This window comes from Peribacillus sp. P4_B1, assembly GCF_056402395.1.
Genome location: NZ_JBFUHM010000063.1, coordinates 1 through 22,688, shown reverse-complemented (window position 1 = coordinate 22,688; position 22,688 = coordinate 1). Strand labels below are relative to the sequence as shown.

Annotated in this window: 23 protein-coding genes and 2 pseudogenes; 6 read left to right on the top strand and 19 right to left on the bottom strand. The window is 37.8% G+C overall.

Going from position 1 to position 22,688, the window contains the following annotated elements; translation table 11 throughout:
- Positions 1-242, top strand: a pseudogene (locus tag AC1DVK_RS23565) (NAD(P)/FAD-dependent oxidoreductase); the annotation flags it as partial.
- A gap of 91 nt (positions 243-333) precedes the next feature.
- Here AC1DVK_RS23565 and chbG read toward each other — a convergent pair.
- From chbG to AC1DVK_RS23540, 5 genes are read right to left on the bottom strand one after another with little or no spacing between them, the layout of a single operon-like run.
- Positions 334-1,065 carry a chitin disaccharide deacetylase gene (chbG, locus tag AC1DVK_RS23560; protein WP_477627513.1) on the bottom strand — a complete coding sequence of 244 codons (732 nt, stop codon included), beginning with the start codon at positions 1,063-1,065 and terminating at the stop codon, positions 334-336.
- Complete coding sequence (locus AC1DVK_RS23555) at positions 1,062-2,405, bottom strand: 6-phospho-beta-glucosidase (protein ID WP_289320674.1); 1,344 nt, start codon at positions 2,403-2,405, stop codon at positions 1,062-1,064. The genes chbG and AC1DVK_RS23555 overlap by 4 nt, the downstream gene beginning before the upstream one ends.
- Positions 2,402-2,749, bottom strand: a complete 348-nt coding sequence (locus AC1DVK_RS23550) for a PTS sugar transporter subunit IIA (RefSeq protein ID WP_318684520.1) — start codon at positions 2,747-2,749, stop codon at positions 2,402-2,404. Before AC1DVK_RS23550 ends, AC1DVK_RS23555 begins: the two co-directional genes overlap by 4 nt.
- A 16-nt stretch (positions 2,750-2,765) precedes the next feature.
- Positions 2,766-4,115 carry a PTS sugar transporter subunit IIC gene (locus AC1DVK_RS23545; protein WP_061462490.1) on the bottom strand — a complete coding sequence of 450 codons (1,350 nt, stop codon included), beginning with the start codon at positions 4,113-4,115 and terminating at the stop codon, positions 2,766-2,768.
- 4 nt (positions 4,116-4,119) lie between these two features.
- Positions 4,120-4,428, bottom strand: coding sequence for a PTS sugar transporter subunit IIB (locus tag AC1DVK_RS23540; protein WP_061462489.1), 309 nt, complete (start codon positions 4,426-4,428; stop codon positions 4,120-4,122).
- A gap of 287 nt (positions 4,429-4,715) precedes the next feature.
- On the opposite strand from AC1DVK_RS23540, the gene AC1DVK_RS23535 reads away from it, so the two are divergent.
- On the top strand, positions 4,716-5,432 hold the full coding sequence (locus tag AC1DVK_RS23535; RefSeq protein ID WP_061466026.1) for a GntR family transcriptional regulator: 717 nt from the start codon (positions 4,716-4,718) through the stop codon (positions 5,430-5,432).
- 362 nt (positions 5,433-5,794) lie between these two features.
- Positions 5,795-7,684, top strand: a complete 1,890-nt coding sequence (asnB, locus tag AC1DVK_RS23530; protein WP_477627512.1) for an asparagine synthase (glutamine-hydrolyzing) — start codon at positions 5,795-5,797, stop codon at positions 7,682-7,684.
- A gap of 100 nt (positions 7,685-7,784) precedes the next feature.
- Here the strand turns inward: asnB and AC1DVK_RS23525 are convergent, their stop codons facing one another.
- From AC1DVK_RS23525 to AC1DVK_RS23515, 3 genes are all read right to left on the bottom strand, one after another.
- On the bottom strand, positions 7,785-8,393 hold the full coding sequence (locus tag AC1DVK_RS23525; RefSeq protein WP_061462487.1) for a methyltransferase domain-containing protein: 609 nt from the start codon (positions 8,391-8,393) through the stop codon (positions 7,785-7,787).
- A 379-nt stretch (positions 8,394-8,772) separates the two neighbouring features.
- The gene (locus tag AC1DVK_RS23520) at positions 8,773-9,066 is read right to left on the bottom strand and encodes a PqqD family protein (RefSeq protein WP_477627511.1); all 294 of its coding nucleotides are present in this window, start codon (positions 9,064-9,066) and stop codon (positions 8,773-8,775) included.
- A gap of 61 nt (positions 9,067-9,127) precedes the next feature.
- Entirely contained in the window at positions 9,128-11,020 is a 1,893-nt protein-coding gene (locus AC1DVK_RS23515) for an OPT family oligopeptide transporter (protein ID WP_061462485.1), read from the bottom strand.
- A 365-nt stretch (positions 11,021-11,385) separates the two neighbouring features.
- On the opposite strand from AC1DVK_RS23515, the gene AC1DVK_RS23510 reads away from it, so the two are divergent.
- Positions 11,386-12,036 (top strand): cupin domain-containing protein, encoded by a 651-nt coding sequence (locus AC1DVK_RS23510; protein WP_061462484.1) that lies wholly within the window; start codon positions 11,386-11,388, stop codon positions 12,034-12,036.
- Between the two features lie 1,110 nt (positions 12,037-13,146).
- Here the strand turns inward: AC1DVK_RS23510 and AC1DVK_RS23505 are convergent.
- Complete coding sequence (locus tag AC1DVK_RS23505; protein ID WP_477627510.1) at positions 13,147-13,317, bottom strand: hypothetical protein; 171 nt, start codon at positions 13,315-13,317, stop codon at positions 13,147-13,149.
- 748 nt (positions 13,318-14,065) lie between these two features.
- Between AC1DVK_RS23505 and AC1DVK_RS23500 the strand changes: the two genes are divergently transcribed.
- Positions 14,066-14,266 (top strand): hypothetical protein, encoded by a 201-nt coding sequence (locus AC1DVK_RS23500; RefSeq protein ID WP_477627509.1) that lies wholly within the window; start codon positions 14,066-14,068, stop codon positions 14,264-14,266.
- 188 nt (positions 14,267-14,454) lie between these two features.
- Here the strand turns inward: AC1DVK_RS23500 and AC1DVK_RS23495 are convergent, their stop codons facing one another.
- Positions 14,455-15,375 (bottom strand): hypothetical protein, encoded by a 921-nt coding sequence (locus AC1DVK_RS23495; protein WP_477627508.1) that lies wholly within the window; start codon positions 15,373-15,375, stop codon positions 14,455-14,457.
- Positions 15,376-15,529: 154 nt separating this feature from the next.
- Between AC1DVK_RS23495 and AC1DVK_RS23490 the strand changes: the two genes are divergently transcribed.
- Positions 15,530-15,967, top strand: coding sequence for a DUF3997 domain-containing protein (locus AC1DVK_RS23490; RefSeq protein WP_477627507.1), 438 nt, complete (start codon positions 15,530-15,532; stop codon positions 15,965-15,967).
- A gap of 152 nt (positions 15,968-16,119) precedes the next feature.
- Here AC1DVK_RS23490 and AC1DVK_RS23485 read toward each other — a convergent pair whose 3' ends face one another.
- The 9 genes and pseudogenes from AC1DVK_RS23485 to AC1DVK_RS23445 form a co-directional block, all read right to left on the bottom strand.
- The gene (locus AC1DVK_RS23485) at positions 16,120-16,965 is read right to left on the bottom strand and encodes an N-acetylmuramoyl-L-alanine amidase family protein (RefSeq protein WP_477627506.1); all 846 of its coding nucleotides are present in this window, start codon (positions 16,963-16,965) and stop codon (positions 16,120-16,122) included.
- A 57-nt stretch (positions 16,966-17,022) separates the two neighbouring features.
- Complete coding sequence (locus AC1DVK_RS23480) at positions 17,023-17,268, bottom strand: phage holin (protein ID WP_284471215.1); 246 nt, start codon at positions 17,266-17,268, stop codon at positions 17,023-17,025.
- Position 17,269: 1 nt separating this feature from the next.
- Entirely contained in the window at positions 17,270-17,467 is a 198-nt protein-coding gene (locus AC1DVK_RS23475) for a hypothetical protein (RefSeq protein WP_477627505.1), read from the bottom strand.
- Positions 17,468-17,581: 114 nt separating this feature from the next.
- Positions 17,582-17,794: a hypothetical protein gene (locus tag AC1DVK_RS23470; protein ID WP_284471217.1), complete on the bottom strand. Its 213-nt coding sequence runs from the start codon at positions 17,792-17,794 to the stop codon at positions 17,582-17,584.
- Positions 17,794-18,228: a hypothetical protein gene (locus AC1DVK_RS23465; protein WP_477627504.1), complete on the bottom strand. Its 435-nt coding sequence runs from the start codon at positions 18,226-18,228 to the stop codon at positions 17,794-17,796. The genes AC1DVK_RS23470 and AC1DVK_RS23465 overlap by 1 nt, the downstream gene beginning before the upstream one ends.
- Positions 18,229-18,246: 18 nt before the next feature.
- The gene (locus AC1DVK_RS23460) at positions 18,247-21,759 is read right to left on the bottom strand and encodes a phage tail protein (RefSeq protein ID WP_477627503.1); all 3,513 of its coding nucleotides are present in this window, start codon (positions 21,757-21,759) and stop codon (positions 18,247-18,249) included.
- A 12-nt stretch (positions 21,760-21,771) separates the two neighbouring features.
- The gene (locus AC1DVK_RS23455) at positions 21,772-22,062 is read right to left on the bottom strand and encodes a phage distal tail protein (RefSeq protein ID WP_477627514.1); all 291 of its coding nucleotides are present in this window, start codon (positions 22,060-22,062) and stop codon (positions 21,772-21,774) included.
- Between the two features lie 57 nt (positions 22,063-22,119).
- Positions 22,120-22,428 (bottom strand): annotated as a pseudogene (locus AC1DVK_RS23450) (distal tail protein Dit); the annotation flags it as partial.
- Positions 22,429-22,454: 26 nt separating this feature from the next.
- On the bottom strand, positions 22,455-22,688 hold a 234-nt coding region (locus AC1DVK_RS23445; protein WP_477627502.1), incomplete at its 5' end, for an IS3 family transposase.

The following is a 22,688-nucleotide window of genomic DNA, read 5'->3' as shown; positions in this document are numbered from 1 at the left end:
ATGCTTGGCAAATGGGTGAGCTTGTTGGATACAACCTATATGCAGCCTTTGAAGGCAAGAAACTTGAAGAATTTTCACCTGTAAACTCAGGTACACTTGCGAGCCTTGGCCGTAAAGATGCAGTGGCAACCGTTGGGGCCAATAACACTTCCCTTAAAGGTCTGCCGGCTACATTGATGAAAGAAGCAAGTAATATTCGCTATCTATCACACATCAAAGCCCTATTCAGCCTCGCTTATTAATTTTAAGATAAAGCTATCTTGAATTTGAAAGGACCATTCATCATTTTGATGAATGGTCCTTTTTGTAATTAAAGGGCTGTATTTAATAAAATCAAATCTTAACCTGGTTGATGCTGAATCTAAGGTGAAATCCCTCAGGCAATTTTGCATTTGTCAAAATCCGGGTTTCTTTTAAGCGTTTATCATTATAAGAGGAGACTTTCATCAATTCTTCATCCATATAAGCAGGATGAGTCATTATCTCAACGCTTGCCCCATCAATTACCCTCCCCTTCAAGTTTTGAAAGTAATCTTCAACCACCATTTCTCCATAAAAGTCATCCAGGAAAACATCTGTAACGGTTTGAATCTCAGCTAGGTGCATTCCGGCATTACGCACTGGCAATCCGTATTTATCAGACAGATTTTGAATAACCGGTAGAAACTCTGTTATCCCGTGTACATGATGATGGCTATCGAAATGAGTTGGAAACAGACCAAATTCCAAGAATCTTTCGATCTGCGCTGACCACTCCCTCTCCAATTCGCTCAAGGAAATACGAGTAGGGTTCTCATACACCACACCTTGCTTCTTAAAGAAACCAGATTCGTCAACTAAACTCGGCACGTCGTTCAACAGAGGTTTTCCCCATGTTAGCACTAAATGTATACCTACTTTCAACGACGGTGTCTTCTTTGCTAATTCAATCGCATGTTCCGTTGCTTTCGCATTCATCATGATGGTTGCTGAATTGACAATTCCATATTTGTGGCTATCCAAAATCCCATAATTCACCGCTTTAGTTAACCCGAAATCATCTGCATTTACAAGGACTTCAATCATGATAAATTATCCTGCAACTCCTTTTTTCCAAAAAACTGCGGCAGATAATCTTTATGTGCCTCCAGCATTTCGTCTAAGATAAGTTTCGCAACCCGATCACTAGGAACAAGTGGATTAATCGTCATGGCAAGCAACGCAGTATCATAGTCACCTGAGACTGCAGCTTCGATGGCCACCCTTTCAAAGGATTTGATTTGCTGAATTAAACCGCGAACAGCGACTGGAAGCTCTCCCACATTGATTGGCTTAGGACCATCCTTGGTTATCACGCAACTGGTTTCAATTGCAGATCCATAAGGAATGCCTTCAATCGCACCATGATTGATGGTATTTACCGCTTGAATATCACGTTTATCCGTATGCATCGAGCAAATCAACCTTACTGCCGCATCACTGTAGTACGCTCCTCCGCGCTCTTCAAGCTGCGGAGGCTTGATGTCCAAACCCTTGTCTTTGTAAAGCTCGAATAATCCTGCTTCAAGTCTTTGAACGACCTCAGCACGTGTTTCCCCTTTTTCAGCATCCTTCAATTCCTGGGCCAGCACATCTCCCGTTTTATAATAGTAGTTGTGGTATGGACACGGAAACAGGTTCAACGCTCTAAGAAATTCCGGCTCCCAGCCCATTGCATGGATATTCTTCATCGTGACGGCTTTAGCTGGATCTGTAATCAGATTGATGATTTGATCTTTGACACTCTCCCCATCAACGAATACATCCAAGCCGTAAACCATATGATTCAACCCAGCAAAGTCGATCCGGACTCTTGATGGCTCGACATCCATCAAATCAGCAACACCTCGTTCCATACCAATCGGCACATTGCAAAGACCGATGATTTTGGAAATATTACTGTAACGAAGAACCGCTTCCGTTACCATACCAGCAGGATTCGTGAAGTTAATCAGCCAGGCATCCGGGCATAATTCCTCCATTTCACGAGCAATATCCAGAATGACGGGAATCGTTCTAAAAGCCTTAAAAAGCCCGCCTGGTCCATTCGTCTCCTGTCCAATCACTCCGTGTTTCAACGGAATCTTTTCATCAAGTGCCCTTGCTGCAAGCTGGCCAACTCGCAGCTGGGTTGTTACATAATCCGCCCCTTTAAGTGCTTTCTTTCTGTCTAGCGTAAGATGGACGTCGATATTCACACCAGCCTTTTCAATCATCCTTCTTGCCAAATCCCCGACAATTTCAAGCTTTTCCTTTCCCGGTTCGATATCCACGAGCCAAATTTCACTCACGGGAAGTTCCTCATGATATTTAATGAAACCTTCAATCAGTTCTGGCGTATAGCTCGATCCTCCGCCAATCGTGACAATCTTCAGACCCTCGCTCATTCAGCAGTCCTCTCTTTCACTACATTTGCATGTAAGAATTCTTCGCGCAGATCGATCATTTCTATTGCAAGATCCTTTACAGTCATCGCCGTCATTAAATGATCTTGAGCATGCACCAGGATAATGGGAAGATCAAATTTGTCCCCGCCCGCCTCTGCATGGATTAATTGAGTTTGGTATTTATGGGCTTGCAGTAATTCCGCTTCGGCCTCGGCGATTTTCAAACGAGCAGAATCAAAGTTCTTTTTCTTAGCCTCCTGCATCGCTTCCATTGCAAAGCTTCTCGCATTCCCACTATATAAAATCAATTGAAAGGATAGCTGGTATAATTCTTCTTTTTCCATTTTCATCACTACTTTCTTAAACGTTTAGCGTTTCTGAATCTTTTGTAAGCTCTGTTTTATTTTTGGTATCTATCTTCACTTGAGCATATACGAATGGTAAATAAATCACTGTTGAAATGACTAAGTTGACCGCAGCCAAGACCGCTCCGGATACATGCCCGCCAGTGGCTAGGAATCCGCCCACAATCGGTGGGGTAACCCATGGAATCTTAGCAACGATCGGAAAAACCATTCCGCTGCTTACCGCTATATACGAGATCACCGTTGTAATTACCGGACCGAGAACAAATGGAATGAACCACATTGGATTCAGAACGATAGGCAATCCGAATAGGATAGGTTCGTTAATCTGGAACACCCCTGGTGCCCCTCCAAGTGCAATCATCTGTTTATAACGTTTCCGACCGGCAATGATCATTGCGATGATGAGGCCCAATGTTGCACCAGATCCTCCTAAATAAACAAATGCATCCAGGAAAGAACCTGCCAATACCCCATATTGGTCCATGTCTTTGACACCTTTTGCATATAAATCAATATTTTTCACACCCGAACTTTCAAAAAGCGGTGTTGTTATCCCTCCAAGGATATTTGGTCCGTGCAAACCAATCATCCATAATAAATGAACAAGAAATACTAGTAAAATAGCGAATGGCAATGAATCTACAGCACTTTGTAAGGGAGATACAATCACTTTACTCAGCCAGTCATTCAGTACCTGTCCATCAGTAACTTTACGGAATAGCAGTCCGAATACACCAGCGGCAAGAATCGTTGCCATACCCGGCACTAACTTTGCAAAAGAACGGGCTACCGCTGGAGGTACTCCATCAGGCAACTTAATGACTAAATATTTCACTCGGGAAAGTCTCACAAATATTTCGGTTGCTATTAAGGCAACGACTATTCCTGTAAAGAGGGCTGTAGCATTAAAATAATTCACGCTTACGAAACCCCATGCCCCGCCTGTAACATCCTTATCATCAATGGTTAAAGTGACATTTCCGATTTGAGGTAATAATAAGAAGAAACAGGCCGAGGAAACCAGCATCGCTTCAAAACCATCGTCGCCGTATGATCTTGCTAGTTTATAAGAAATGCCGAATACAGCGAATACCGTCATGAATGCAAAGGTTCCAAACCAAATATCACCGCCTAGCGTATTCCATGCTGGACCGAAAATGGCCTCCATCATTCTTCCGTAAGGCTTGATGACTTGCCCAAGATTATTGAACAGGACGGCAAAAGACCCGATCATTGTAATCGCTATCATTCCAATCAATGCGTCACGAATCGCGAGCAGATGCCGGTTATTTCCTATTTTCACCGCTCCAGGCATAATATACTTATCAATAAAAGTCATCATATCCTTATTCTCCTTTTATTAAAGTAGTGGCTTGTTTTAGTACTTCTTCACCATTACATAGACCATAGAACATTGGATTGATGGTTGCGACCGGAATTCCCTTTTCCTTACCCGCCTCCTGTAACTTGGAAAGAAGATACCGAACTTGCGGACCTAATAAAATCACATCAGCCTTATCCATTTCATTGTTCACTTCTGTAGAACCAACAGCCCATATATGACACTCCACCCCTTGTTTTTTAGCGCTTTCCTCCATTTTGGTAACTAATAAACTGGTAGACATCCCTGCAGAACAACATAATAAGATATTCATTGAAATTACCCCCTTTTAATGAATGATTATTCAGTATTTTCAAGAAAAAAAGAACCATAATTTTACAATAATTGATGTTCCTTTGTTTTATCACTCCCTTTGAAAGGTATTTTTGAACTGGGTATTATTACCTCCATATATATATTGTAGTTACAAATCGAAAAAATATCAACACAATTTTTGATTTGTTATTACAAATTTTCGATTTACAGTTGATTATTGAACTTATCCGATATAATCTATATGTATATATTGGAATGAGTAAAGGAGGCATCACTGTGGAGACCATGAATAAAGAAGCGGCATTGCATTCCATCGTTAAGGAATCGATTATCGATCTCATAAAAAATGGCGAATATCAAACAAATACAAAATTACCGACTGAAGCTGAGTTTTGTAAAATATACGGAGTAAGCAGGACAACAGTGCGCACGGCCTTACAGCAATTGACAGTCGAAGGCTACATCTACCGTGTTCAAGGTAAAGGGACTTTCGTTTCGGAGAATAAAGTGAAGCAATTTCTTACAAGCACGGTTGAAAAGTTCTCAGAACAAATCACGATGCAAGGAAAAAATCCTTCTACAAAGGTCATTAGCTTAAAGGTGATTGAAGCTAATGCTACCCTTGCCAAGCTTTTCAAGCAAAATATTGGAGATCCAGTAAACAAACTGGAACGGATTCGTTACGTAAACGATGTCCCCCTTCAATATGAAATTGCCTATCTGCCTTGGTATAAAACACCCGGGCTTAATATAGAAGCCTGTGAAAAATCACTCTTTACAGTACTTGAAACACAATTCAATTTAAAAGTAAAAAAAACGGTCGAACACTTGGAGTTTTCACTAGCCGACGATTCCATTTCTGACAAATTGGATGTACCCAACGGTTCACCTTGTTTTTCATTAGAAACTTACACATATGAGGTTGATGGATCTGTCATTGAATTTTCTAAAACTCTCTTTAGAGGCGATCGTGCACACTTTGTCATCGAACGGAACTATTGAATGATAATTAAAAGAAGACGGATGCCTATTTCATTAAGGCAGCCCGTTTTTTTGTGTGCTTCTTATTCAGCATTTCGATTTGGGATTGAATATATTTTTTTATATGCGTTCATTTAGAGGCAATCATAACGATTGCCTCTTCTTATTGCGTGTTTGGATTCTTGTACCATATTAAAATACTTACAAATCAATTCAACAAATGAGTAAAATTGACAAATATAGAATAATAATCTAACCTAGTAGACTAGAGATATTCTACTACTTAGATCGATACACAACTTTATGCCTATATATTTCATTGTAATCTTGATAAAAGTTACTAGGAAATCTCTTAATAATAAATAATTAGGCAGGTGGATTTTATGTGCGGTTTTGTAGGATGTATTCAAAAATATCCGAAAGCCATAAATTCAAATATGAAAGAAACGATCAAGAAGATGAACACGATCATTACCCATAGGGGTCCGGATGATGAAGGTTATTTTTTTGATGATTTTGTAAATTTTGGATTTAGGAGATTGAGCATAATCGATATAGATAACGGTAACCAACCTCTTTCATATGAAAATGAACGATATTGGATCATTTTTAATGGCGAAATCTACAATTATATTGAACTAAGGAAAGAACTCATTGATAAAGGGTATGAGTTCACGACGGATTCTGATACGGAAGTAATATTGGCTCTCTATAGTAGCCATAAAGAGCAAACCGTCCAGAAACTGCGCGGCATGTTCGCTTTTGTCATTTGGGATAAAGTCGAACAAAAACTATTTGGGGCAAGGGATCACTTTGGAATCAAGCCTTTTTTCTATTGTGAACAAGATAATGTCACATATTTTGCATCAGAAAAAAAGAGTATCTTGACAGCGATGAATGAAGAGTTGGACGTGAATTCATTACAGCATTTTCTCAGCTTTCAATATGTTCCCGAACCATCTACCTTATCCAATAACATTAAAAAGTTATCACCTGGGCATTATTTCACTAAAGAGCCCGGAAAGAAAATGGATATAAAAGAGTTCTGGAAACCTACTTTTCGCCCTTCCAGTATAGAAGATTCAAAAGTCATTAAAGAAATACAAGAAACCTTAATTGACTCGGTGAACGTACATATGAGAAGTGATGTTCCGGTTGGATCTTTTCTATCAGGTGGGATTGATTCATCATTTATCTGCTCCATCGCAAAACAGATTAATCCTAAGATCAAAACCTTTTCTGTAGGGTTCGAAAGAGATGGATACAGTGAAATAAACGTTGCACAGGAGACAGCAGCCGCTTTGAATGTAGAAAATATAAGTTATATCATAAGTCCTGAAGAATTCTTGGCAGAACTTCCAAAGATTATCTGGCATATGGATGACCCATTAGCAGACCCCGCTGCCGTTCCGCTATATTTTGTCGCACGGGAAGCTAAAAAGCACGTTAAAGTCGCCTTGTCCGGTGAGGGTGCAGATGAATTATTCGGCGGATATAATATATACCGGGAGCCCCATTCCCTGCGCATGTTTTCCCATATACCTGCACCGTTGAACAACGTGTTGAGGACACTTTCCTCTATTTTGCCAGAAGGGGTTAAAGGAAAGAGTTTTATAGAGCGTGGAGTAACACCTTTAGAAGATCGATATATCGGAAACGCAAACATATTCGACGAGAAAGAGAAAAAACTTTTACTAGTGAATTATCTCAATGGTTTAGAAAATGAAAAAGTGACAAGTCCAATCTATTCAAGTTCTTTAGGTTATGATCCTATTACCCAAATGCAAAACATTGATATTCAAACTTGGCTAAAAGGTGATATTTTATTGAAGGCAGATAAAATGTCTATGGCGAATTCTTTAGAGGTGAGAGTTCCATTTTTGGATAAATGCGTATTCAATACGGCTTCAAAACTTAGTATGGATCAAAAAGTAAGAAATGGAACGACCAAATACATGCTTCGAAAAGCTGCCCGCGGGATTGTGCCGGAACATGTATGGAGCAGGAAGAAGCTGGGTTTTCCAGTACCTATCCGCCATTGGTTAAAGGATGAATTATATGATTGGGCAGTAAAGTTAATCCAGGAGAGCCCAACTGACTATCTTTTTAACAAACCGCAAATTATGAAATTACTTGAAAATCATTTAAATAATAAAACGGACAACAGCCGGAAGCTCTGGACCATTTTGACTTTTATGATTTGGCATCAAATTTATATAGAAAAACAATATGAGCCACGGCCTCAAAAGACTTTACACTATGCTGTAAATTAAGCATCCATTGGCTCGTTTACTCATTTGCACCCAAGCATCAATGTATTAGGCTTGGGTGCTTTTATTTTTACATGATAACAACCAAAAAACGAGGATCCGTTTAAATTAACAATTGGTATATGACGAATTTCTCATAAGGATTAAATTCAGTCAAGCCTGGTAATATCACTTCGCCCTTCAGCTCGAAGGCGGTTTGATTTTCGAGGAAAAAAATATAATCCTGTGACCCATAAAATAAAATCAGTTCGATTTGGCGCGGTTCTTTTTCAAAGGAAAGCAATATATTATTGATGATTTTCATAAAGATCTGTACTGAGAACGGATTAAAGAAATAAAACCGATTGTCTTTCGAATCAATATCATATTCTTCCGCTAAACAACAGTGGAATTCTATATTGCCATTGTTGTTTTTCCTTTTCTTCTTATAGTTATTCAGATTCCCAATCGCTTCTTTATAGTAGTTTTCATTCATCTCCACGCCAACCACAGATGATTGATATAAGTGATGGATAAAAAAATTCAATCGTCCTTTACCACATCCAAAATCCACAATGCGATCATTTCTTTTTAGTGGGTATTTTTTGAATAAATGTTCTAATGCACTATATGGCGTAGGTTCGTATCGATGGTAATGCAAAGAATCATTGAAAATTTTTTGTTCCCCTTCCGTCTTGATGTTTAGCATCTCATCATAAATTGTTTCTTTCATTGTAATATGCACCTGCTTCATGGTTATTTCAAAAAGGGATTCCTAACTAAAAACCCCAAATAAGGTTGATCTTATCCAGGGTAAAGTTTTGTTATATGAATGTCCAGACAATTAATTGGATTTTGCTTTAGTTACATAACCATTAAAATCAGAGATGCATGGGCTGGCCATATAATGACCGCCTTCAATCTGGATGAGTCTGGGGTACATTCTTTATCCCTAACTGATCAATTATCGTTCGGTTTTTACACCTTGCTGTTTTAGCCCTATTGCTTTCCGCTTAATCTCTTCCAAATAATGCACTCTTATTCCCATAAGAAAAACACCTCCAAATTCGTATTTATTATAAATACGACTCAGGGGGTGTTTTTACCTTGTCTCATTTTCCTACTTCATCATCCCATATGATCCAATCATGAACCTCAAGGATTTCCAAAAATTTCATCAAACGAGGTAAGGCTGGTTCTGCTTCCTCACCAAAATGTTCACTCATCGCTTCAGAAATCTGTTTGACATTGCTTTGGAACTCCATTTGTTTAATGGCAAATGCCCCAAACTTATCAAGCTTGATTTTACGGACTGATGGTTGTTTAAGGAAACGAATCGTAATTCGTTCCACAAAATTGGTCCGTTGAATGACTAAAAAAGTTGCTTCCAAAGATTCTTGTTCCATTGTGACGCGTTTTTCCAAAAGGGGAACCATGGTTAACAGGTTCCTCTTTTTTGATTGGCGTTTACGAAGCATCTTCTTTTTTCCCTTTGCTGGATACGAACCATAGCAATCCAGCTAGAGCAAGGAATAGTAAGAATGGTAGCAAATTGCTGGCTAATTTAGCCGTGGCCGGGACTTGGACACCTGCTGCAATCAATATGGCAATAAGTACACCAATCAATGATTCACCTGCTATTAAACCAGATGCAAATAATACACCCCTATCAACACGTGCTTTAAGCGCTTCTTTCGTTTTCGAGAAGAACTCAACGAAGAAACGGATAAATCCACCGATCATGATTGGGGCACTAGTATGAACCGGCAAGTAAATGCCGACAGCAACAACAAGTGAATTCAGACCGAAAAACTCTAATGTGATGGAAATAGCCGCACCGATAAAGATAAGGGTCCAAGGTAGATCTCCCCCAAGAACACCTTCAGCAAGTATTTTCATAAGTGCCGCTTTAGGTGCAGGTAGTTCTGCAGATCCCATCGTATAAGCATTGTCCATCAGAACCAGGATAAAACCAATGACAGAAGCAGACGCAACGACACCGATCATCATGGCAACTTGTTGTTTCCATGGTGTTCCGCCCACAATATATCCTGTTTTTAGATCTTGAGAAACATCTCCGGAAACCGCAAGAGCAGTACAAATGATCGCAGCAACGGTTAAAGCCGCTACCATTCCATTCGTACCAGTAAAACCAATTGCTTTATAGACAATCGCTACAATCAATAGTGTGGCTATGGTCATCCCGGAAACAGGGGAAGAAGAACTTCCGACGATCCCAACAACCCTTGAAGCCACCGTCACGAATAAAAATCCAAAAAGCGCAATTGCAATCGCACCGATGATTCCTACATCTGTTATTGGTGTGAAAGCAATGATTAAAATAACGATGATCGTTCCCAACCAAACGTACTTAGCCGGGATGTCTTTTTCAGTACGGATCGAACCCGATTTAAGTTGCCCTTTATTGGCTTTTACGCCTTTAAGGGTATCAAAAACTGAACTGAAAAGTATAGGTAATGTTTTGATCAATGTGATCAATCCGCCAGTTGCAACAGCACCAGCTCCAATATAACGTATATAATTATCCCAAATTCCCCATGCATCCAATTCACCGATCGGTACATCAGAAGGGAAAATGGCTGTTCCATTGCTGCTGCCAAAGAAGCTGATTGCCGGTATGAGAACGACCCATGCTAATAGCCCTCCACCTAGCATTTGTCCTGCAACACGCGGCCCAATGATATAACCTACACCCAAAAGGGAAGGAAAGGCATCAAGACCAACCACCGCATTTTTAAAGTTTGTGATTCCTGTTTCAACCTCTGTTTTAAAAAGCTTAAAACCATCACCAAGCCCTTTAACCATACCGCCGATAACCAAACCGGCTCCGATTAATTTGGCACTTGTACCACCTTCTTCTCCTGACTTCAGAACCTCGGCACATGCCGTACCTTCAGGATATGGTAATGTTTCATGTTCCCTTACAATCAAAAGCTGGCGAAGGGGAACCATCATGAAGACCCCTAAAAATCCCCCAGTTAATACAACGAAAATGATGAATGCTTGACTCACGTCCATGTCCCACATGAATAATGCTGGAATGGTAAATACAGCACCGGCACCAATTGCCTCACCTGCCGTGGTCATCGTTTGCACAATATTGTTTTCTAAAATTGAATCCCTGCGAAAAACCCCTCTTAAGATAGCCATTGAAATTACCGCTGCGGGTATTGAAGCAGAGACAGTTAAACCAATAAGTAGGCCTAAGTATGCATTTGCCGCACCGAATACGATTGCAAGAATGATCCCTAGAATGACTGCCGTTGCAGTTAATTCCGGTAGAGATTTTGATGCAGAGACGTACGGGACGAATTTACTTTCTTTCGAATTGTTCGACAATTTAGCCACTTCCTATGTTAAACTTTAAAATCACAGAGAACATTATATCACTGTAATTTAAAGTCATGCAATGGGAAAATTTCTCTTACTAAAAGTTTGATTATATCCAAAATTCAGATTAGCAGTTTTTGTTTTAAAGTATATTAAAATAATATTTCTCTAATTACCATCTGGTTTGATTCAATTGCTTTCCATTCAACAGGCTATTATATAATATTTTTTTCCCTGTGCCCTTTAACTGATATGCAGCATTCATAAACAATCATTAGGAACAATAAGCAATTACCCACTCTGTGATTGCACATTAAAATAAAAACTAACATATCCTGGCAAGATCAAGTCTCCGGAAAAGGAATGATATATTCATGGTCTCCTATATGGACTATACTTCACCATCTACACAATACTTTTTCGATGTTAACAAGAGCACCTTCGTTAAAAAAAACAATCAAAACTATATAAATGTATTAGGTATCAAACAATTGAACACACTCGAAAATGTTTCATTATTAGATATTTACCTTAGTACCGACAATGTCGTAGAACCGCATTATCACCAAAATGCTGCAGAGCTAGTGTACTGCATTTCTGGAGCTGCAACCGTTTCATTACTGAATCCTTTTACAAAACAAATACAAAATTACCCCATTAAACCCGGTCAAGTAGCCAATGTTCCACAAGGTTGGTGGCATTATGAAGTAGCCAATACTGATAACACCCATCTGCTTGCCATTTTTAATGCACCAACACCTGAAGTGATCCTGGGTTCGGATATTTTGAAATTGACGCCTGCAAATATTATGGCGCATACGTATTGTATCGATGAAAACCAATGGAAAAAAGTAATTGCACCGGTTCAACCATCAACATTCATCGGTCCGCCAGCCAACTGCGATAGAGCGGCCGAAGAAGACAGTCAGCAATACCCGCAATATATTAATCACTATGATAACCAAATGTATACTGCCCCGTCATACAACTATCAATTTCAACCTAATCCCCAGTATTATTATTGAAGATAAATTGGGAAATTGATTAACCCCGTTCATGGATGGCGTCTAATAAAAAGGGATCGAAAAAAGCAATGAAGAACCCCATTACTTAAGAGTCCTCCATTGCTTTTAATTGCATGACCCTTTTAAAAGTCATTCATTTACTTCGCCACATCTTACATTATTGTGGTCACCCAATGTGGTTTAGGGGCATTATAAAATCCATAACACGTATTCGTTATACAATTTCTATATATTCTACCGAGTTTCTTCTTCTTATATAAGAGATTCTCAAATTGATCCCCTTCTATAAAAACAGATTATTCATTCTATTTTACGTTTGCTCAGAACTTATCTTACCTTTAAAGGAACGTGCTCAATCCAGTTTTATAAAAAATTAAATTGTCGGATTCTTATTTGCATCTTTTTGGAATTTTGTTTTTCATATTATCATAAGTCCTCTAAATTGCTCAGTTTCCATTTCGGTTTCATTTTGATTCTCAAAGATATAAAAGTGATGAAGAAGAAAATAATACACAAGTCACAGACTATTTAATGCTACTAACACTATATACCTCCCGACTGATCTCACCCGGCAAACATTTGATGTACTATTAAATCGAGTTTGATATCTTCGCAACTTACACAAGGCCGTTGCTTTTTTGTTCCAAAAGGGAGACAAATTATATAAAAACACGATTAGTGTAATCGCAAATGAACAAATATATAACAATTTGTCATCATACGTGGCTATGAGTTTATATTTATATCACTTACTTAAAAGCAAAAAAAGGGCATAAGTCCCTTTCATTAAAGGTTTATGCCTTTTATTTTCATACAGTTGCTAAAATGTTTCCCTTACTTTAAATTTTTAATTTTATTATAAATCATAATCTGCATTCCTAAGACAACCTCAATTAGAATTGCTATGATGAAAAAGTGGTATCAGTAAGTTTAGGGCATTCAAATGTTTCCATAACCTTAGATAAATATAGTCATGTTACCAGAATATATAGGACTCATCAGCAGAGAACTTTTCATAAGCTAAAAAAAGCCCTTTAGCAATAAATGTGGTCACTTAGTGGTCTCTTAGTGGTCATTTAATAAGGCTGTTTTCACATACTTTGTTGCTATTTACCAGGTAGTGAGTTGTGGTTGATTTCCCCTCCAGATGCTCGCTTTCCGCGGGGCGGGGGTGAGCCTCCTCGGCGTAAACGCCTGTGGGGTCTCACCTGTCCCGCTGCTCCCGCAGGAGTCTCGCACTACCGCTCCAATCAACCTTAAATAGTTTTGTTTTAAAAACAACAATCTTTACGAAAAGAGCCTTTAATAAAAATAACACTGGAGAGTCCTTGTAAATAAGGGTTCTCCAGTGTTTATTATTACATGATCCTTTTGAAAAGCCGATTTCATTTAACCACGTAACATCTCACATTAGTTGGGTTTTCTTATTTATCTGGATTTATACATCCCTTCAATTCATGACATTTCATTTCCTAATAGAAAATTTGTGGTCATTTTGGTGGTCAATCATCTGTTGGTGGTCACCCAATTGAAAAATCCAGCACACACTAGGATACAATTATCCAATACTAGGATTTATCTATACAATTTCTATATATTCCACCAAGTTTCTTCTATATTAATGTGAGTTCTATAAGTTTCCATTTCATTTTCTATTCGGCTTATTAAAAGATATAAAAATGGTGCAAAACGTTGTGTCTTTTTTCAATACACTGGTAGCATTCCCTTCTACTATCATTGCTTGATGAGGTTTTAATACAAGTAAATATATCCTTCGCGTTCCCATGGGTGAACTTGTGTGCGGAACATACTTCTTAGAATAATCAGACATCATAAAACATCATAAATGCCTTTTTAACAGCTTTTTTTAAAATAGATTCAGCATTATTAAAAGTAAAATATTATGTTTAATCGGGCATTTATCGGGCACTTTTCGGGCACTTTTCGGGCAAAATAAACGCACTTATTTTGAGCAACTTGATATAAAATATAGTATAAATTACTAAAATAAACCGAAAAGAGCAAAATAATGAACATAAATATTAAGGTTTACTTGCATGCAAAAGAAACTAATTTCTTGCAGAGTGGAAACTTCCCTGTTCCTAATACAGACTTTAAGAAAGATCCTGACTGGACAGCTGCAGTTGCCCTTAATGGATTCAGCCAATTAAAAATAACTTATTCTGACCACAATGAAGGAATTTTTGAGGAATATATGAAAAGCATATAGATTTTTCAAGAAAATTGTGGTAAGTATAGGGACCTGGTATTTGCAGACCTATAACTATGAACGAATTCAAGATAACCTAAACAACCTGGATCCCTATGAAAATAGGTCCCAGGTTGTTTAGGTTATCTTTTATTCCTATCTCTTTTACAGGGAACACATCAAAATACAGATTTCATATTTTAATATATTTATTTTTTTGCTGTATAAGTTTGTTCCATGTACATATCAACTTTGTAAGGTACAATTGCCTTCGCGGTTTGTGCATCAGCTGCATGATTTGTTACTAATGTTATTAGGTTTGATGGGAATCTGCCAGGAATTCTTTTGGATTTGGTATAATCATAAACATCATGAATTCCAATATATACTTTCCATTTTCCATTTGATTGTTTTTCTGCCATCCAATCATAACTAAATTTACCAATAGTCAAATACCAATCCAAACCCACGTTATCTATATATGTAGCTTTACTTTTATTAAATGCGCCAGTAGCTTTTTCTCCTGCTTTATTTGCCTTATCAATAGCTGTAGCCATTGGAACGGATATGTCTGTATATGCTATTGTTTTTGAGAAACCATTTGATTTAGAACTACCCGCTGCATATGATCTATCTGTTGGTTTGTCTTGTAAAGAGTGCTTTAAGAAATTCCCCGCAGTTGGACAGTCTAAAGAAGCCATAGTTACAGCCAATGCAGTAAATTCAGTACGGTACCATGACTTTGATTTTAAAGCTCTTGTTTGGATAGGTGATAGATTGGGAGTTGTTTCTCTAGGTGTTTGATTGATAAGCTCATTTTCAATTAATGCATCCTCTTGTTCCAACTTTAATTTATTTTTTTCTGCTTCCTCATTAGCTGCAATGATTTCCTCTTTAATTAACAATGCGTCTTCTCCATAAACTACATCCTCAGAATCTAGTAGTATAGGTTCTTTAGTTATATATTGTACATTTGAAGAGTCATCCCAAGGGTTTGAAATCATTGTTTCAGAAGGAATTACATTGGACCCTTCCTCTGATGCCATTGATATACTTGGTAAAGTAAATGAAGTGATAAGTAAAGATGCCAGTGATGTTTTAATAATTTTCTTAATGTTAGTACTTTGCATTATTTAATCTCTTTCCATATTTTTGTAACAACTTGATTATCGTAACACAAAAGTAAATTATTTGTAAATAATATATTTTTAGGAAAAAATCTTAATGTAATTTTTGAGTTTGATAACTTTAGTGATATATTGGTAAAAAAAAGGAGGGTTTTCAGTGCGATTTAAGCGTGGTTTTAAATTTGTTTTTATTTCTCTATATTTTTATTGTTTACTAGCTGCATGTTCAGGTTTATCAGATTATGAAGTTGAGTTACCAGGAAATTTTTCTATAGTTAGCACATCAGAGCATCAAGTTACTATTTCCCCTAAAATTAGTGAAGGTTCCTGGGACAGTGCTGTTGTACCAGCAAAAGTCGTGGAAGTCGGATGGGATAAAAATTTTATTTTAGCTAAGCAAGTTGATTTAGTGGATAACCCCGAAAATACTAATAATACAGAGATTCCAGATAAAGATACCTTCCATTATTGGATAATAGACATTGGAACGGGAGTGGTAACTGGTCCATTAGATGAACAAAATTTTGCTGATGAAAAATCAGAGTTGAGTATATCAAAAGATATTAAGTTGAAAAATGTAGAAGATATTCGCTGAACAAACAATTGTATTAGCCTATCAACTAATATAGGTTGTTCTATCATATTTGTGTAAGTGAATATAAAAGCCCCTACTCAGTTAGAGTAAGGGCTTCTGTCGTGATGGTTTTTCTGGGTGAAATAGATAATATAACAGTAAAATTTTTGTATTCATTTCATACGCAATTTTTGACCAATCTGAATTGTATAGTTGCTATCAAGACTATTCCAATCCTTCAATTGCTTTATCGTGCTACCATATTTTCCAGCTAGAGCAAATACCGTGTCACCTTTCACAACTGTGTGATAAGTAGCTATTGAACCACTCACAATAAGGATGCTTCCAATTTGAAGAACATTTGGATTAACACTCGGATTCAATGCCTGAAGATTCGCCACCGTTGTATTGTACTTCTTAGCGATTGAATAAAAAGTATCGCCTGCTACTACTTTATGAGTGTTACCTGATGTGCCGTTATCCTTCAATTTGAGATTAAATGCTTTCACCAAACCATTCACATGGCCCTGAGCCAATGCTTCAATGAAAGCATTCTGTTTAAGTTGAGCCGCATCAGAAGCGTTATCGATGAACCCATTTTCTGTTAGGATGGCCGGCATGTTTGTCTCTCTCAACACATGGAAGTTCGCTGTCTTTTTACCGCGGTCTTTCAGGTTGATTAGCTTCATAATTTCAGCATGGATGTTATTTTGATAGGCCGTTGTAGGAGTGCCTACTCCTGGATATATATAATCTTCGTACCCTATGCCCCCACCAGCATTAATGTGGATGGATAAGAAAATGTCTGCCCTCCATTCATTAGCAGCTTTAGTACGACCAGATAAGGAAGGAAAAGTATCCCCTGTACGGCTCATTTTAGTAGAGACATCTTTATATCCACCAAGTATATCTCTTATTCGTGTACCGATTTGTAATGTTAACTCCTTTTCTCTTAACCCGTTTCCAACTGCACCTGGATCTGTTCCACCGTGTCCTGCATCAATAAAAATTTTAGTCATTTTCCATCGTCTCCTTTTAATTTAAAATCAAAATAAAAAGCCACCCGATTGGGCAGCTTATTTTAATCCTTGTTTTTTCAAAACTTCTTCTTGTTTTTGAGCTTTCGTTGTTACTAAATATTGATTCTTATACACTCCATATAAAGCAAACCCAAGAGGGACAATAGCAGTAAGAAAGTTAATAAATGAGTTAATCGTATTTTCATTGAACCATTCAACCTGATAACCGAGTGATTGAAAAAATAAAAGCAGTGCCCCAAGAGCACCACCAATCATCGCTATATATTGTTTTGCTTTATCCATTTCAAAATTCCCCTTTGTTTTCGATTTTATCAATGCGTTTATGTGCTTGTTTCACAATTTCTTCATTTCGAATAACTCTTTCTGATAATGCAGTCCAACGTTGATCACTGGCTTTAAAATCAATCCTAATTGAATCAACTGATTGACCAATATTATCTAACTTTGTTCTTTCTTCTAAACGTAAAAAAGCCGATAACAAGACCGGCGACTGTGCATAAAAGCCCAATGCAAGTAGTTAAAACTCCGATTCCTACTTCCAAAGATTTACCTCCTTGCGATGTTTTATTTTTCATTTAAAAAAAGCCTATTAGGCTTACGGCTGTAATCTATTAATTAACTTTGTCCTCACCACTTCCGTTAATGCTGAAAGGGCTTCGTTCCCTTGATACTCATCCGCATTAAGGGGAATGTAACCACTAAGATTGATGGCCCCCTCCGAATCCTTACTCTGGAACTGAACATGTACGGTAGATACTCCACCATCGGTATAACGGATATTAGTTGCTGTGATTTGAATTTCCAACATTATTCTTCAGCTCCTTTTTCGTCTTCTACATCAACGCTAAATTGTTCACAGAGATAATCATAAATTTCTGAGGCTTGTGCCTCGTACTCTTCATCCTCAACTTTTTTCAATATATGTTTAATGGTTCGGATCATCTCACGATTATCACCACCTTCAATAACAAGCTTTTCAGCATTCAGTTCTTTTAAATCATTCGACAGGGCATCCATATCTTTAACGTCATATTGACCATCCTTGACAAGCGCTTCTCCCTTTTCATCTTTATGAGAGTGTTCCTTAAGTAGCTCTTTTCGGTCAACTTCAACTACTTTCAGGCTTTCATTCATAAGGTTGATAAAATGCCGGCGGAAGCGTGAATGCTTTCTCGTCAGTTTTAGCTCATACATAAAATTAATCGCTGTCACTAATTTTCCGTTTTCGATCTCTACTCTCATAATTATTTCCTCCCTAATTTACGCTACATTTAATAAGTCTTCTAAATGAGCCATTCTTTTTTCTTGGTTCTTTAATTTTTCTTTTAAATATTGATTTTCGATTTTTAACCAATTTATTTCATCATCATGATTTTGAATGATTGTTGAAATTTCTTGGATGGCTTTAGTGTTCAGAGATAATGTTTTATACGTATTAATGGACTCACCATCTAAAGAAGCAATCGATAGACTATCTTCCGCAATAAAGCCTATTTGTCTATCATATATCCCATTTGAAATATTACTTTTTAACTCATATTCAACTACGTTCAAAGCATTAATTACATCCAATGCGTTACCTGAATATTTTTCAATATTATCTTTGAGTGTTCTACTTGAGGCATTTAAAAACGATGCTGCTCTTATATTTTTATAACTATCATCGGCTGAATGTTTTACCCTAACTTCACTATCTGATCCCACGAGTAGCAAGTTCAGATGGGATCCATTTCCTAGATTATTCAAAGTAATGGAACTAGCGAAGATTGAACCTGCCCTCAATTTCCCGGTTGTATTATCCAGACCTGGTGCCGTCGATATCCTCACTTCATCTGTAGCACCAATATAAATATGATTAGAATTAGAGCCTTGTGGATTTGAATCAATACGTTGTGTATATACATATTGTGCTCTTAAAGGCCTATAATCGTCTGTTGTTTCGTTGCGTGTAATTCTTACTTCTCCACCAGTTAATGGCTTTATATAAACATGTAATCCTGGAGAACCTGGATTTTTATTTATATAATCACCATAAAATCCTTTTGCTCTATGAGGTACATAATCATAGTCATCTACAAAACCGCTACCTGTTAAAGCAGTAGCATAAGTAACAGATCTCGTTTCGTTAAATGCTGCTAGATAGGCGTTATATTCGGCTGTACCAAAAATATCAGAAGTGGTCATTTTCTTAGTCGATTGAAATAAAATTTGCCCGGATGAATTAAGATAATAGATACCAGTTGTATCGATGGTTAAATTATTACCATTATTAACATCCATTCTTAAACGTCCACCCTGAACCTCAAATCTAGATGTTTCATCAATCGAACGTAATAATACCCCTGTAACGGTGCCGGCTTTGATTTTATCAGCCGACAAAGAAGAAATCTTGGCACTATCAATTGATGCATTAGCAATCTTCGCATTTGTAATGGCAGCATCTTTAAGTTCCGCTGTACCAACAGACAAATTGGCAATTTTCGCGTTGGTAATAGCCGCATTTGCAATGGCTGCTGTCCCCACTGCTAAGTTAGCAATTTTTGCACTTGTGACAGCTAAATCTTTTATATTTGCTTCTCCAATCACTGCTTTATCAATCATTGTTTGACCGGTGATATGAACTTTCTTACCGTCTATCAATATTCCTTCTGTTGATATATTAATTTGGTTGACGACATCATTTTCTTTTACTCTCAAATTAATATTGTCTGCTAATTGAGATATTTGTGAAGTTGTCGTCATTTCTACGTGATCTAAATGGTTTTGAACCTGAGTAATCGTACTCGTCAAACTACTAGAGGTTTGAGTTAATTGTGATTGAGTAGCAAATTTACCATCTGCATCCACTGTGCTAATTTTTGTTTCCACAACACCTGCCAATTGGGTAAATTGCGAAGTACTAACCTTATCGGATACAGTCGTTTGCAAGCCTAAAACAGTTTGATTTATAACGGATATTTGTCCAGTGGCATCGTCAGCTTTTCTAATAGCATCATCAGCATTATCAAAAGCTGACTGCGCTTGTGTTAATGCTTGTTGTGCGTTTAAAGTAGCTTGATTTGCAGTATTAAATGCAGAATTCGCTTGATTAACTGCTGTATTTATCTCCTCTTTGACATCATTGGCAATTAGATTAAAATCAACGGTACCATCAGCAAGTATTTGGGCTGTTTTACTTAGTTCCCTAAGTTCAGCCGCAATGTCGGGTCCGAAAAGAATATCATCAGAAATAATCCTTGCTGTTTGAGCCATTGCTTCCTCGGAGAATGGACCAGAAACGCCATGAGTATTCACAGCCCTTACTCGAAAATACCATTGCTGATTGTTACCTGCCTGGTGGGTGTAAATACTGGTTTTACCTCGGAATGCAAGATTAGATATGTCAGGTGTAAATCCTTGTATCTGAGAAGCATAGACCTCGTAATTAGCTATAGAAATGGTATTAACAAAATCCCATTCGACTAATACATTTTGAAATAATCCAGATGCCATAACATTTTTAGGTTTAGTAGGGGTGACATTTTCAATTCTGTCATCTGTAATGGGCTTCTTCCCACCATTGTTCCAAACCCCTTTGTTATCATTCAACTCCGATTCAATTTGATCAAGTCGGGCATCATCCGAATACAAGTCGATGAAATTCCCAAGTTCGACCACACCCGAATTGTCTGGATCTGATACATCATACTCAAAACTAATCACTCGCTCTTCCACTTCGATCGGCTTTGCAAAAGAATAATCCAAAGCAAAAGTGGTATCTCCTAATCTCACTTTTTCATGCTCGTATCCGATAATATTTTCAAGTAAAAAAACGCTCATCTCAAAATTACGAATCGGATGCTTTTGTTGTTGCAAGGCCTCCCATGTTTCTTGTAACAACGCTGCAGGGTCTTCTTGTTCACTACTTTCATATATGCCCTTTCGATGCCTTATGGTGCCATCAGCGTTTTCTCTGCCGAATACAGTTAGAGCTTCAGGGTCCCCAACCCACTTTTGGCCTTTTGGTTTATCTACAGGATCACCATTCTTTACTTTCCATTCAATATCAGCAAAAGTGATTTTTCTAGTAAATCCTCCCGTAGCTTCTCCTTCTTCGTCTTCTACCTCAAGAGATGAACCTCGTCCGTATAAAGCAGTCTTTGGGTAGGATTGAACTCTTTCCGTAATGGAAAGGATGTCTTTATCAATTTCCCACCGTTTACCTATGTCTTCCCCTCTTCTAGGAAGGATGTCGATAAACCGACCAGTTATCCTATTGCCCTCAATTTCCACACGGTCTCGAAGTTCGCCACCCCATGTATTAATACATTCGGTTATGGCTTCAGTCGGTGTCATGTAGTAAAAATTCGTGGAATCCAAACCTAACTCTGCCACCACTCCGACTTTCCACCTCACACCCTCCAGCGCTTTTGTAATGGCCGTTTTAAGCGTGACATTATAAGGCCGAACATCTTCAATAACCTCATCATTTAACTCAAGCATAGCTGCTTCACAGACCGCCGTTATAACCGGCCCGTCTTCACCATCGGTTCTTTCTGGTTCCTTAATAGTAAAAAGACGAAAAAAGCCATCCTTATCCATGAAGGCGACTTGGTTTTCAGCCACAATATGTTGCGAATCCTCATGATTTCCTGCTGCAGTAAATTCAAAAGCAGTTCCTTGATTCAATAATTCTTTAAAGGGTGCAGACCAAAAGGGACATGTTTCCTCTCCATCGTTAGAAAGGATCGCAACTAGATTGTCATATGGGTCAAATATATATAAATCAGACAACCGAAACACCTCCTATAGCCATCTCGGTCTGAATGTTACTGTTATGTTTGCAACGGTTTTATCAGCTATGATGTTATTTTGACCTTTTATAAATTCTGGCCATTTACTACTTAAATCTAACGCGGTCATCTTCACCAAATTATTAATAGTGATTTTTCGCTTGCTTGTATCGATTATTAACAAATCACTTTGTTTAAAATTCCAAATAACCTTAAGGGTCTTTTCGTTTATAGAAACCGTATAGTTAGTGGTATTAGACATGAATTTTATGGAGAATACCGGATTTGTTTTTAAAGTGCCCACATTTCGAATCGGGAAATCACCCAAGATCAATGATTCTTCCTCTCCATATTTGTATGGATCCGGACAGATAAAAGGAATGACTCCTTGTCCCCACTTCAATATTTCATCAGGATCAAAACTTCCGTCCACGACTGCATAATAGATTCGATCAGGTTCGTCATCAAAAATAAGAGGCTTTAGCTCGTCATGGATTAACCATTCTGCCAAGTCCTCTTTAACTTTTTGTAAATCCTCAATACTTTTACCCTTTAAAAAAACAGGAAGAGGTAATGCTCTAACTCCCGTATTCTTTTTAACCGGAAGAGCCCCTGGTCGTTTAGGAACGTCTTGATACGTCCACTCGATTGGAGCCCATGGTTGTCTGTTGCTATCTTTGGATTGTCAACACTAAATCAAACAACTTTTTTAAGGGATAATTTTTTATATTCTAGAGGACTTAAGTAGCCAAGAGTTCCATGAATTCTTAGCTTATTAAACCAGTTCACATAGTCTCCAAATTCGAGCGTTAGCTGGGATAAGTTCGTAAACTTTTTTTGATTGGCGAACTCAGTCTTAATGATTTTAAAGGTCGCTTCCGCGACGGCGTTATCATATGGACAACCTTTCATACTAAGTGAATGAACGGC